Here is a 12934-nt window from a genome sequence, read left to right as displayed (position 1 = left end):
CCGGCGCCGCTCAGGCGGGCTCGATGACGTTGAGCCGGTAGCCGCGCTTGACGACCGTCTTCACCAGGTCGGGCACGGCCAGCGCCTCGCGCAGCCGGGCGACGGCCATCTCGACCGCATGCGTGTTCTCTCCCGACCGGGGGAGCGCCGCCTGCAGGCGCGGACGTGAGACCACGCCGCCCTGCGCGTCGAACAGGGCCGCGACGATGTCGGTGGCGCTGCGCGAGAGCGCGATGTGCCGTCCGTCCAGGACGATCCCGCCGCTGCGCAGCTCGAGCCGACCCGCGGAGGTGGGAAGGGATGCCGCGCCGCCGCCGCCGAAATGCGTCACGACGGCTCTTACGAGAGAGCCGAGACGGCCGCGCTCGGCGATCAGCGGGTGCAGCCCCGCATCCTGCAGCGGACCTGCGGTGATCGGCCCGACGGCGGCCATGAGCACGCGCCGCTCCGTCTCCCGCTCGACGATCGCCTCGAGCACGCCTTCGTTCCGGGCCGCGGTGATCCACTCGGCGGCGCCGGGTGCGGAGGTGAAGAGCACGGCGTCGACCTCGCCTGCCGCGGCCGCGACGACCGAGCGCGAGACCGCCGCCGGATCCGGCGGCGGGCCCCACCGGTAGACGGTGAGGCTCACCACGTCGGCACCGGCGCGCGTGAACAGCTCGTCGAGGCCGTCGGCGCCCGAGCCGTGGTGCTGCACGGCGACCCGCCTGCCGGCGACTCCCTCGGCGAGCAGGAACTCGCCGAGTTCGACGGACGTCTCGGACTCCGCCACCCAGTCCGCGGTCAGACCCGCCTGCTGGATCGCGCCGCGGGCCTTGGGGCCGCGGGCGACGATCTGCGCGCGGGCGAGCGCGGCGTGCAGATCGTCGAGGAGCCCTGCCTCGTCGGCCGCCTCCATCCAGCCGCGAAAGCCGACACCCGTGGTCGCGACCACGACGTCGGGCTGACGTGCGATGAGCTCGAGCGTGGCGGCGATCAGCGCGTCGTCGTCGATGTGCGGCACGATCGTGAGCGCCGGTGCGTGGCGGACCTGCGCGCCGTGGCGTTCCAGAGCGGCGGCCAGCTCGGACGAGCGACGGTCGACGGCGATGACGATCGTGCAGCCGTCGAGTGCGGCCGACAGGGTGGGGCGGGTGGTGGAGCTCAAAGGACGGTGTCACCTGCCAGCTGGTGTTCGGGCTGCAGCAGCCCGGCACGGGCGACGTCGCCCACGACGATGACGGCGGGGTTTCGCACACCGGCACGTCCGGCATCCAACACCACCGTGCCCAGCGTACTGCGCGTCGTCCGCTGATCGCGGTGGTGACCGCGCTCGACGATCGCCACCGGGCGGTCGGCGGGCACGCCGGCGTGCAGCGCATCGGAGACGATGCGAGGCAGTGCGCCGACGCCCATCAGGATCACGGTCGTCACGCTGTCGTCGCGGAGCGCGGCGAGCGTCGCCTCAGTGACCTCGGACGGGCCGTTGACGATGTGGACGGCGCCGGCGACGCCGCGATGGGTGACCGGGATGCCGGCGGCCTGCGGCACCGCGATGGCGCTCGAGATTCCCGGCACGACGTCGACGGGGATGCCCGCGGCCAGGCAGGCGGCGATCTCTTCGCCGCCGCGGCCGAAGACGAACGGATCGCCGCCCTTCAGGCGCACGACGCGCTTGCCGTCGCGTGCCCGGGCGACGAGGAGGTCGTTGATCTCCTCCTGCGGCACCGGGTGGTGTCCGGGGTGCTTGCCCACGTCGATGACCTCGACGTCCGGCCCGACGTGGTCGCGGATGTCGGTCGGCCCCAGCCGGTCCATCACGACGACCTCCGCGCGCTGGAGCAGCCGCCACGCGCGCAGGGTCAGCAGGTCGATCGGACCGGGACCGCCGCCGATGAGGTCGACGCGCCCGACCGAGTCCTTCACCGGCCCGGTCATCGCTCGCCCTCCCAGCGGACCAGGACGTGCCCGTCGTCCACCGCGACCGGCCAGACGTGCAGGCTCTTCGGTTCCTTGCCCTGCGTGTCGAGGCACGCACCCGTCCGCAGGTCGAACACCTGCTTGTACATCGGGGACGCCACCGTGGGGACGTCCTGCCGTGTTCCGACGATCCCCCGCGAGATGACGTGGGCGTGGCTGTACGGGTCGAGATTCGACACCGCATGCACGCGCCCGCCCGACCCGTCCGGTGCGTGGAGGAGGAAGAGCGCGATCTGCGTGCCGCCCAGGAGGGCTGCACGGCCGCGCTCCACCTCGAGGTCGTCGAGGGCGCACACGCGCACCCAGCCGTCGGGAGCGGTGTACTCGGCCGTCTGCGGGTCGACGAGCGTCATCGGCGCACCTCCAGGGTCGTTCCGGCGATGAGCACGCGCGAATCGGCGCGCTCGTCCTCGGTCGCGGGTCGGGGCTGTCCCCGCTCGGCCGTGTAGGCGAGCGAGGGGTCGGGAGTCGTGGGCGCGTTCACGAACGAGGCGAACCGACGGAGCTTCTCGGGATCCTCGAGCGTGGCCTTCCACTCGTCCTCGTAGGAGTCCACGTGCGCGGCCATCGCGGCGTCGAGGTCGGCGCAGATGCCCAGGCTGTCGTCGAAGATCACGGCGCGGAGTCCGTCGATGCCGCCGTCCAGATCCTCGAACCACGGCGCCGTCCGCTGCAGGCGGTCGGCGGTGAAGATGTAGTACATCAGGAAGCGGTCGATCGCGGTCAGCAGCTCGTCGTCGCTGAGCCCCTCGGCCAGCAGCACCGCGTGGCGCGGCGTGAAGCCGCCGTTGCCGCCGACGTACATGTTCCAGCCCGCCTCCGTGGCGATGACCCCGACGTCCTTGCCGCGCGCCTCGGCGCACTCGCGGGCGCAGCCCGAGACGCCGAGCTTGATCTTGTGGGGCGAGCGCAGGCCGCGGTAGCGCAGCTCCAGCTGCACGGCCATGCCGACGGAGTCCTGCACGCCGTACCGGCACCACGTGGACCCGACGCACGACTTCACCGTGCGCAGCGACTTGCCGTACGCGTGGCCGGACTCGAACCCGGCCTCGACCAGGCGCTGCCAGATGTCCGGCAGCTGCTCGAGGCGCGCGCCGAACATGTCGATGCGCTGCCCACCGGTGATCTTCGTGTACAGCCCGAAGTCCTTCGCGACCTGGCCGATCACGACGAGTCCCTCGGGCGTGATCTCACCGCCCGGGATGCGGGGGACCACCGAGTAGCTGCCGTCTTTCTGCAGGTTCGCCATCACGTGGTCGTTGGTGTCCTGCAGCGTCGCGTTCTCACCCTCGAGGACGTGCCCGCGCACGAGCGTCGAGAGGATGCTCGCGAGCGCAGGCTTGCAGATGTCGCAGCCGCGGCCGGTGCCGAAGCGCTCGATCACGGCGCTGAAGGTGGTCAGCCCTGAGACGCGGACGGCGTCGAACAGCTGACGGCGTGACATGTCGAAGTGCTCGCAGATGGCGTTGCTCAGCGCCGCACCGGTCTTCGCGAGCTCGGTGCCGACGATCTTCTTGACCATCATCACGCACGAGCCGCAGGCCGCTCCCGCCTTCGTGCAGGCTTTGATGCCGGCGACGTCGGTGCAGCCCTCGTCGTGGACCGCACCGCGGATGCGGCCGGCGGTGACGCTGTTGCACGAGCACACGAGGGCGTCGTCGGGAAGGTCGCCGGTCGGCGCCGCGACACCTCCCTCGGGCATGAGGTAGGCGGCCGGGTCGCCCCCGAGCGCACCGCCGACGAGGGGCCGCAACGAGCCGTACGCCGAGGCATCGCCGACGAGGATGCCGCCCAGCAGCGTCTTGGCGTCGTCCGAGAGCACGAGCTTCTTGTAGACCCCGGCCACCGGGTCGGCGTAGGTGACGTCGAGCGCGCCGGGGGTCTCGGCGAAGGCGTCGCCGAAGCTCGCCACATCGACGCCCGACAGCTTGAGCTTCGTCGACAGGTCGTAGCCGGGGAAGGACGCCTCGCCGCCGAGGAGCCTCGTCGCGGCGACCTCCGCCATCGCGTAGCCGGGCGCGACCAGTCCGACGCACATGCCGTCGTAGTTGGCGACCTCGCCGATCGCGAGCACGCGCGGGTCGGAGGTCTGGCACCCGTCGTCGATCAGCACGCCGCCGCGTTCGTGCACGTCGAGGCCCGCGCCGCGGGCCAGTTCGTCGCGCGGACGCACGCCTACCGTGAAGACGACGACATCGGTGCGGGCGTAGGAGCCGTCGCGGAACTCGAGGCCGGTCACCTGACCCGACCTGTCAGGGTCCAGCCGGGTCGTCACCGTCTCGGTCTTGACGGCGATGCCGCGCGATTCGATCAGCCGACGCAGCGCGTTGCCGCCGGCCAGATCGAGCTGGGCCGACATCAGGCGGTCGGAGGACTGCACCACGGTGCAGGCGACGTCGAGCCCCTGCAGGGCACCGGCCGCTTCGAGCCCCAGCAGACCGCCGCCGATGACCGTGCCCACGAGCGGTCGGCCGAGCTCTGCGGAACGTCGCTGCACGAACTCCTCGAGCTTCTCGACATCGTCGAGCGTGCGGTAGACGAAGCATCCCTCCAGGCCGAAGCCGTCGACCGCGAGCCGTGCCGCGTAGGAGCCGGTCGCGAGCACCAGCCTGTCGTAGGCGACACTCGTACCGCTGCGCGTGGTCACGCGGCGCGCGGAGCGATCGATGCGGGTCACGGCGTCGCCGCGGAGGAAGCGCACGCGGCCGTCTTCGAGGACCGTGCGCTCGAGCTCGAGGTCCTCGGCCGACGCGCCCGCGAAGAACCCCGTCAGGCCCACCCGATCGTACGGATGACGCTGCTCCTCGCCGATCAGCGTGATGTGCCACTGCTCGCCGGCCCTGCTCAGCAGGCTCTCGACGAATCGGTGCGCGACCATGCCCGCACCGACGACCACCACGTGGGTGCCGAGGGCAGGGGTGTCGCGCATGTCGTCACCGTACGCGGCGGATGTTGCAGCAGCGTCAGCGTGATGTTTCCGGCTTTCGACACGGTCCCGGTGCGCCATGGCTCCTCCTCGTGGGGCGTAGGTCTCGGTGATGCTGACGCTATGAGGGCGGTGTTTCACCGCCTGACCGTCCGCCGTTACCCCGAGCGAACGTTTCTCTCACAGCCCGCGCGCCCGCGGTGTGAGAACGACGCGCTCCTGGCGCGCATACCTCCTCCGCTGCGCTGGGCGCCACCCCAGCCCTCTCTCGTTCGCGCCCGCTAGTGTGAAGGCCCCGTCGAAATGGAGGTTGCATGCAGATCTGGCCCGGTTCCCCGTATCCGCTGGGGGCGACGTTCGACGGCAGCGGCACCAACTTCGCGCTGTTCAGCGAAGGTGCCGAGCGCGTCGAGCTCTGTCTCTTCGACGACGACGGCACCGAGACCCGCGTGGACCTCGTCGACGTCGATGCCTTCGTCCATCACGGCTATCTGCCGTCGATCCAGCCAGGGCAGCGCTACGGCTATCGGGTCCACGGGGAGTACGACCCCGCGGCGGGCAAGCGGTTCAATGCGAACAAGCTCGTGCTCGACCCGTACGCCAAGGCGGTGGAGGGTCAGGTGCGGTGGGGACAGGCCGTGTTCGGCTACGACTTCGGCGATCCCGACTCACGCAACGACGAGGACTCCGCGTCCCACCAGATGATGGGCGTCGTCGTCAATCCGTACTTCGACTGGAGCGGCGACCGGCAGCCGAAGACGCCGTACGCGGAGTCGTTCATCTACGAGGCGCACGTGCGAGGGCTCACGGAGCTGCACCCGGCGATTCCCGAGGAGATCCGCGGCACGTACAGCGCGATCGCTCACCCTGCGGTCATCGAGCACCTCGAGAAGCTCGGCGTGACCGCGATCGAGCTGATGCCGGTTCACCAGTTCGTCAACGACTCGACGCTCGAGGAGAACGGCCTCTCGAATTACTGGGGCTACAACACGATCGCGTTCTTCGCGCCGCAGAACACCTACTCCTCGAGCGGGGAGCGCGGCCAGCAGGTGCAGGAGTTCAAAGCCATGGTCAAGGCTCTGCACGCCGCCGGCATCGAGGTGATCCTCGACGTGGTGTACAACCACACCGCCGAGGGGAACCACCTCGGCCCGACGCTGTCGATGCGGGGAATCGACAACGAGGCGTACTACCGGCTCGAAGACGACGACAAGCGCTACTACACCGATTACACCGGCACCGGGAACAGCCTCAATGTCGGCAACCCGCACACGTTGCAGCTGATCATGGACTCGCTGCGGTACTGGGTGCTCGAGATGCACGTCGACGGCTTCCGCTTCGATCTCGCGTCGACGCTCGCGCGCGAGTTCTATGAGGTCGACCGGCTGTCGACCTTCTTCGAGCTGGTCCAGCAGGATCCGGTGGTGTCGCAGGTGAAGCTCATCGCCGAACCGTGGGATGTCGGCCCCGGCGGCTACCAGGTCGGCAACTTCCCGCCCCAGTGGACGGAGTGGAACGGCAAGTATCGCGACACCGTGCGCGACTTCTGGCGCGGGGAGCCCGCGACCCTCGGCGAGTTCGCCTCGCGACTTACGGGCTCCTCCGACCTCTACGAGCACTCCGGGCGCCGGCCGGTGGCATCCATCAACTTCGTCACGGCGCACGACGGGTTCACTCTGCGCGACCTCGTCTCGTACAACGAGAAGCACAACGAGGCGAACGGCGAGGACAACCGCGACGGCGCCGACGACAACCGCTCGTGGAACGGCGGGGTCGAAGGACCGACCGACGATCCGGACGTGCTGGCGCTGCGTGCCCGCCAGCAGCGGAACTTCATTGCGACCCTGATGCTGTCCCAGGGCGTACCTATGCTGCTGCACGGCGACGAGCTCGGCCGCACGCAGGGCGGGAACAACAACGGCTACGCACAGGACAACGAGATCACCTGGGTGGACTGGTCCGCGCCCGACCAGCCGCTCCTCGAGTTCACCGCGGCTCTGGCGCGACTGCGTCGTGAGCACCCGACATTCCGTCGCCGTCGCTTCTTCGACGGACGCCCGGTGCGCCGCGAGGAGGGTGCGCCGATCCCCGACATCGTGTGGGCGCGCCCCGACGGCTCGCAGATGCAGCCGGAGGACTGGGACTCCGGGGTCGGGCGTGCCGTCGCCGTGTTCCTCAACGGCGACGGCATCCGCGAACGCGACCGGCGCGGCGAGGCGATCTCGGACCGCCACTTCATCGTCCTGTTCAACGCCGGAGACGACTCCGTCGACTTCCTGATCCCCGCCGTGGAGTTCAGCCCGAAGTGGGATGTCATCGTCGACACCGCCGGCGTTCACGCCAACACCGAGCCGATCGACCCCGGCTCGACCCTTCAGGTGCCCGCGCGGTCGCTGATGGTGCTGCGGGAGCATAAGCTGCCCGAGCCCGAGGTCGACCACTCGGTGGCGGCGTCGCTCGCGGCCGCCAATCCGGTCGGACCGGACGAGGTGCGGGCCGCCGCTCCGCGGGCAGAGCTTCCCCACTGAGAGGACGGAAGAGCCGTGCCGACGTCGCGTCCCGCCACCACGTATCGCCTGCAGATCCGTCCGTCGTTCACACTCGATGACGCCACCGCCCTTCGCGGCTACCTGAGCGATCTCGGGGTCGACTGGGTCTACTTCTCGCCCCTCCTCACGGCTTCCGAGGGGTCCGATCACGGCTACGACGTCGTGGATCCGACATCCGTCGATGCGGCACGGGGTGGGCGGGCTGCCCTCGAGCGCGCCGCCCGCGCCTTCCATGAGGCCGGTCGCGGCATCCTCGTCGACATCGTGCCCAACCACGTCGGCGTCGCGCGCGCGGAAGAGAACCCGTGGTGGTGGGACGTGCTGGCGCACGGCCGCGGGTCTCATTGGGCGCCGGCCTTCGACATCGACTGGGACTTCGGCGGCGGCAAGGTGCGGCTGCCGGTCCTCGGAGAGGAGCTCGAAGAGGCGGCCGCCGCAGGAGCCCTTCGCGTCGAGGAGGGCGAGCTCCGCTATTACGACCACCGTTTCCCGCTCGCTCCGGGAAGCGCGGGGTCCGACCCCGGCGACGTGCTCGCCGTGCACGCGCGGCAGCACTACGAGCTCATGGCGTGGCGCCGGGAGGGCTCCGACCTCAACTACCGCCGATTCTTCGGCGTGTCGAGTCTCGCGGCGGTACGCGTCGAGGACCCGGCGGTCTTCGCTGCGAGCCATGGCGAGATCGGCAGCTGGTTCGCCGACGGTCTGGTCGACGGCCTGCGCGTGGATCACCCGGACGGCCTGCGCGCCCCCGTGGAGTATCTCGAGCGCCTGCACGATCTCACCGGCGGCGCCTACGTCCTCGTGGAGAAGATCCTCGAGCACGGCGAGACGTTGCCGCAGTTCTTCGCCGCCGACGGCACGACGGGCTACGAGGCGCTCGCCGCCATCGACCGGGTGCTCGTGGATGCCGCCGGCGAAGCGCAGCTGGACGCGCTCGACGCGCGACTGCGCGAGCGTTCGCACCTGCCCGCCGGTGCGCCCTGGCCCGAGCTCATCGCGGCGACGAAGCGCGCCATCGGCGAGGGGATCCTGCGCTCCGAGGTGCGTCGTCTCGCGCGCGACCTCGGTGCGCCCGACGATCCTGCGACAGAGGATGCGCTCGTCGAGCTCCTCGCACGCTTTCCCGTGTACCGGTCGTACCTGCCGGCGGGACGCGAGCACCTCAACGAGGCTGCCGACGCCGCCCGCACACACCGGCCCGACCTCGCCGCCACGGTCGACGCGGTGCTTCCGGCGCTCGCCGACGCGCAGCATCCCGCCGCCCTGCGCTTTCAGCAGACGAGCGGCATGGTGATGGCGAAGGGCGTGGAGGACACGGCGTTCTACCGGGCGTCCCGTCTCGGGACGCTCACCGAGGTCGGCGCGGATCCCTCCGTGTTCGCCCTGTCGGTCGACGAGTTCCACGCCGCCCAGGCGGCTCGGCACGCTGCCTGGCCGCACTCCATGACGACCCTGTCGACGCACGACACCAAGCGGGGCGAGGACGTGCGCGCACGCCTCGCGGTGCTCTCCGAGATCCCCGAGCGGTGGGGGGAGGTGCTGGAAGAGCTGACGGATGCCGCCACCACCGGCCACGGACCCTTCGACGCCCTCCTGTGGCAGGCCATCGTGGGTGCCTGGCCGGCGTCGCGTGAGCGCCTGCACGGTTACGCCGAGAAGACGGCGCGTGAGGCCGGCGAGGCCACGTCGTGGCTGGAGCCCGACGCCGCGTTCGAGCGCCGCATGCACGCGGCGGTGGACGCGGCCTTCGATGATCCCGCCGTGGCGGCGCGCGTGGAGACCTTCGTCTCCGAGATCGAGGGCGCGGGCTGGTCCAACGCGCTGTCGGCGAAGCTGCTGCAGCTCACGGGTCCCGGCGTCCCCGACGTGTATCAGGGCAGCGAGCTGTGGGAGCAGAGCCTCGTCGATCCCGACAATCGCCGGCCGGTCGACTTCGACGAACGCCGTCGGCTGCTGTCGCGCATCGACGCCGGCGAGCTGCCGATGGTCGACCGGAGCGGTGCGGCGAAGCTGCTCGTCACCTCCCGTGCGCTGCGTCTTCGCCGCGACCGCCCCGACCTCTTCACCCGCTACACGCCCATGACGGTGGTCGGCTCCGCCGCCCAGCACGCGATCGCCGCCGACCGCGGCGGCGCGGTGGCGGTGGCGACCCGTCACCCGGTGGCGCTGGCGCGGCGTGGTGAGGCGACGGGATCCCCATGGGGCGACACGGTCCTCCTGCGGCACGCCGGACCCACCACCGACGTGCTCACGGGGCGGTCGTTTGCGGGCCACCTCGCGTTGGCGGAGGTGCTCGACGTCTATCCGGTCGCGCTGCTGATCCCGGGGGAGCCGTCGTGATCCCCGAGGTCTGGGCTCCGCGGGCCGAGACCGTGGCGCTGCGCGCGCCCGGCCGTGGCGACGACACGCCGTTGACGCACGTCGGCGGCGGCTGGTGGCGCTCCGAGGTCGAGCTGCAGCACGGCGACGAGTACGGGTTCGTCCTGGATGACGCGGCGGTCGCACGCCCCGATCCCCGGTCACGGCGTCAGCCTCGCGGCGTGCACGAGCTGAGCGCGGTCTTCGATCCCGGCGTCCACGAGTGGAACGACGGCTCGTGGACCGGGCGACAGCTCGCCGGGGGAGTGGTCTACGAGCTGCACATCGGCACCTTCACACCCGAGGGGACATTGGATGCCGCGGCCCGCCGGCTCGGGCACCTCGTGGAGCTCGGCATCGACTTCGTCGAGCTGCTGCCGGTCAACGGCTTCAACGGCGTGCACAACTGGGGCTACGACGGCGTGCTCTGGTACGCCGTCCACGAGCCGTACGGCGGGCCGGCCGCCTACCAGCGCTTCGTCGACGCGTGCCATGCGGCGGGGCTCGGAGTGATCCAGGACGTCGTCTACAACCACCTCGGTCCGAGCGGCAACTATCTGCCCGAGTTCGGACCGTACCTGCGCGACGCCGAGTCGAACACGTGGGGCTCCTCCGTCGACCTGGACGAGGCCGAGGTCCGGCGCTACATCGTCGAGAACGCGCTGATGTGGCTGCGCGACCATCACGTCGACGGCCTGCGGCTCGACGCCGTCCACGCGCTGAAGGACGACGGACCGGTCCACATCCTGCAGGAGCTCGCGGAGTCCGTCGATGCGCTCAGTGCCCACCTCGGCCGTCCACTCACGCTGATCGCCGAATCCGACATGAACGACGCCCGGCTGATCGCGGCGCGCGAGGCCGGCGGCTACGGGCTCACGGCGCAGTGGAGCGACGACTACCACCACGCGCTGCACGTGGCCCTCACCGGAGAGACGACCGGCTACTACGCGGACTTCGCCTCCCTCGACGCGCTGGCGAAGGCGGCCACCCGCGGCTTCTTCCATGACGGCACGTGGTCGTCGTTCCGCGGGCGCGAACACGGCCACCCCATCGACCCCCGCATCCCGACCTGGCGGCTCGTGACGTTCTCGCAGGACCACGACCAGATCGGCAACCGGGCGGCCGGCGACCGCCTCTCGCAGACGCTCGACGAAGGAAGTCTCGCCATCGCCGCCGTCCTCACCGTGCTCGCACCCTTCACGCCGATGCTGTTCATGGGCGAGGAGTGGGCCGCCTCCACTCCCTGGCAGTTCTTCACCTCCCACCCCGAACCGGAGCTGGGGGAGGCCACCGCCCGCGGTCGCACGGCGGAGTTCGCCCGCATGGGGTGGGACGAGTCCGTCGTGCCCGACCCGCAGGACCCCGAGACGTTCCGGCGGTCCATCCTGCGGTGGGACGAGAAGGATGCCGGCATGCATGCCCGCATGCTGGCGCTCTACCGCGAGCTCCTCGCGCTGCGCCGGCAGCGCCCCGACCTCGCCGACCCCGACTTCCACCACCTCGCGGCCACGGCCGACGCCGATGCGCGCTGGTTCCGCCTGGAGCGCGGCGGCACGGAGGTCATCGTCAACTTCTCGACGGCGCTCGTCCGCCTGCCGGTGAGCGGCCCGCGGCGGATACTGCTGTCCACCCATCCGGGAGTGGCGGCTGAGGCGGAGACGCTCGTGCTTCCGGCGCGTTCAGCGGTGGTCGTCGCGAGCGAGACCGATTGATCTCACCGGACGGGCAGATCTCAGCGGACGCCGAGCCACGAGCGGTCCGAGAGCACGATGGGGCCGTCCTCGGTGATCGCCACGGTGTGCTCGGAGTGGGCGCCGCGCGAGCCGTCGGCCGAGCGCAGCGTCCAGCCGTCCGGGTCGGTGATGAGCTCGTCGGTCGTCTGCAGGAACCACGGCTCGAGGGCGAGGACGAGGCCGGCCCGCAGCGGATACCCGCGTCCGGCCTTGCCGTCATTGGCGACGTGAGGGTCGCCGTGCATCTCGCGGCCGACGCCGTGCCCGCCGAAATCGGTGTTGATCGAATACCCGTCGCCATGGGCGACCGCGGCGATCGCCGCCGAGATGTCGCCGATCCGATTGCCGACCGTCGCCGCCGCGATCGCCGCATCCAGCGCCCGCTCGGTGGTGTCGATCAGCGCGAGATCCTCGTCGCGCGGTGTGCCCACGACGAACGAGACGGCCGAATCGGCGACCCAGCCGTCGATCGACACCGCGAAGTCGAGCGACACCAGATCTCCGTCGCGAAGCGTGTAGTCGAAGGGGAGGCCGTGCAGGACCGCATCGTTGACCGAGGTGCAGATCACCTTGCCGAACGGGCTGGCGCCGAAGGACGGGTGGTAGTCGATGTAGCACGACTCGGCGCCGGCCCGGCGGATCAGCTCGTGTGCGCGGCGGTCGATCGAAAGGAGGTTCGTGCCCACCTTGGTCTCGTCGCGCAGCGTCGCGAGCGTCTCGGCGACGAATCGCCCGGCGGGCTTCATCGCCTCGATCTCGGCAGGGGTGCGCAGCTCGATCATGTGTGGGGCTTCCTCTCAGTCCTCCTCCATTCTGTCGGACTCGCCATGACCGGGCTGGGAGGATGCTCCGTGCCACGCGGAACCGCGCCACGACGCGCGGCGGCGGCGTAGCATCGGAAGCATGTGGCTGCGTCGCGCGTTCTTCGGCTGGCTCATTCCGGCGGCATTCCTGCTGCCGCTGTGGCTCTTCGTCGGATGGGCCGTCTTCAATGCCGGCGGCTGGGCGTTCCTCTGGGTGCTGTTCCTCGCGATCCCCGGCGTGTTCATCTGGCAGCTGATCCTCACGCTCCTGGTGCGGGCGCGCGGTACCGTCCGCGCCCATCGCGCCGTCTCGTGGTGGGACGTCCTGGGCTTCACCGTGTGGCACCTGCTGGTGATCTCGCTCGGCTTCTTCGCCGAGGCCTGGTGGGCCCCCGTGATGGTCCTCACAATTCTGGCCGGCGTCGCGCTGTTCTGGCTCGAGCTGTGGCAGCTCTGGAGCGAGGCACGACCCTCGCGGTTCGTCCTGCATACGTCGGAGGGCGTCGCCTACATCCCGGCGCAGACGGGCGAGCCGGAGGCCGAGGAGCGCGAGGTCATCGTCATCAACGAGAAGCAGACGCCGCCTGCGAGCTGACACGTTTTGGC

9 protein-coding genes are annotated in these 12934 nt (G+C 70.7%); 4 read left to right on the top strand and 5 right to left on the bottom strand.

The window, feature by feature from the left end:
- Positions 1–10: 10 nt before the first annotated feature.
- From NCG93_RS04615 to nirB, 4 genes are read right to left on the bottom strand one after another with little or no spacing between them, the layout of a single operon-like run.
- Positions 11–1147 (bottom strand): uroporphyrinogen-III synthase, encoded by a 1137-nt coding sequence (locus NCG93_RS04615; protein WP_194415201.1) that lies wholly within the window; start codon positions 1145–1147, stop codon positions 11–13.
- On the bottom strand, positions 1144–1917 hold the full coding sequence (gene cobA / locus NCG93_RS04610) for a uroporphyrinogen-III C-methyltransferase (RefSeq protein WP_194415202.1): 774 nt from the start codon (positions 1915–1917) through the stop codon (positions 1144–1146). Before cobA ends, NCG93_RS04615 begins: the two co-directional genes overlap by 4 nt.
- The gene (gene nirD, locus NCG93_RS04605; protein ID WP_194415203.1) at positions 1914–2312 is read right to left on the bottom strand and encodes a nitrite reductase small subunit NirD; all 399 of its coding nucleotides are present in this window, start codon (positions 2310–2312) and stop codon (positions 1914–1916) included. Before nirD ends, cobA begins: the two co-directional genes overlap by 4 nt.
- Complete coding sequence (gene nirB, locus NCG93_RS04600; protein WP_194415204.1) at positions 2309–4888, bottom strand: nitrite reductase large subunit NirB; 2580 nt, start codon at positions 4886–4888, stop codon at positions 2309–2311. Before nirB ends, nirD begins: the two co-directional genes overlap by 4 nt.
- A gap of 311 nt (positions 4889–5199) precedes the next feature.
- Between nirB and glgX the strand changes: the two genes are divergently transcribed.
- From glgX to treZ, 3 genes are read left to right on the top strand one after another with little or no spacing between them, the layout of a single operon-like run.
- The gene (glgX, locus tag NCG93_RS04595; protein ID WP_194415205.1) at positions 5200–7413 is read left to right on the top strand and encodes a glycogen debranching protein GlgX; all 2214 of its coding nucleotides are present in this window, start codon (positions 5200–5202) and stop codon (positions 7411–7413) included.
- 15 nt (positions 7414–7428) lie between these two features.
- Positions 7429–9774, top strand: coding sequence for a malto-oligosyltrehalose synthase (gene treY / locus NCG93_RS04590; RefSeq protein WP_194415206.1), 2346 nt, complete (start codon positions 7429–7431; stop codon positions 9772–9774).
- Positions 9771–11504: a malto-oligosyltrehalose trehalohydrolase gene (gene treZ / locus NCG93_RS04585; RefSeq protein ID WP_252787446.1), complete on the top strand. Its 1734-nt coding sequence runs from the start codon at positions 9771–9773 to the stop codon at positions 11502–11504. The genes treY and treZ overlap by 4 nt, the downstream gene beginning before the upstream one ends.
- Before the next feature lie 20 nt (positions 11505–11524).
- Here treZ and map read toward each other — a convergent pair whose 3' ends face one another.
- Complete coding sequence (map, locus tag NCG93_RS04580; RefSeq protein WP_194415207.1) at positions 11525–12307, bottom strand: type I methionyl aminopeptidase; 783 nt, start codon at positions 12305–12307, stop codon at positions 11525–11527.
- 121 nt (positions 12308–12428) lie between these two features.
- Between map and NCG93_RS04575 the strand changes: the two genes are divergently transcribed.
- A complete protein-coding gene (locus tag NCG93_RS04575) occupies positions 12429–12923 on the top strand; it encodes an MFS transporter permease (RefSeq protein WP_194415208.1) in 495 nt (164 codons plus the stop codon).
- The last annotated feature ends 11 nt before the right edge of the window (positions 12924–12934 follow it).

This window comes from Microbacterium yannicii (assembly GCF_024055635.1).
Lineage (GTDB): Bacteria > Actinomycetota > Actinomycetes > Actinomycetales > Microbacteriaceae > Microbacterium > Microbacterium yannicii.
The sequence above is the reverse complement of the archived record's forward strand: the minus strand, read 5'-3'. Positions and strand labels throughout refer to the sequence as shown.

Excerpts from the sequence above, each read along its gene's own strand:
- cobA (WP_194415202.1), bottom strand. The coding sequence starts at position 1,917 with ATGACCGGGCCGGTGAAGGACTCGGTCGGGCGCGTCGACCTCATCGGC.
- nirD (WP_194415203.1), bottom strand. The coding sequence starts at position 2,312 with ATGACGCTCGTCGACCCGCAGACGGCCGAGTACACCGCTCCCGACGGC.
- nirB (WP_194415204.1), bottom strand. The coding sequence starts at position 4,888 with ATGCGCGACACCCCTGCCCTCGGCACCCACGTGGTGGTCGTCGGTGCG.
- glgX (WP_194415205.1), top strand. The coding sequence starts at position 5,200 with ATGCAGATCTGGCCCGGTTCCCCGTATCCGCTGGGGGCGACGTTCGAC.
- map (WP_194415207.1), bottom strand. The coding sequence starts at position 12,307 with ATGATCGAGCTGCGCACCCCTGCCGAGATCGAGGCGATGAAGCCCGCC.
- NCG93_RS04575 (WP_194415208.1), top strand. The coding sequence starts at position 12,429 with ATGTGGCTGCGTCGCGCGTTCTTCGGCTGGCTCATTCCGGCGGCATTC.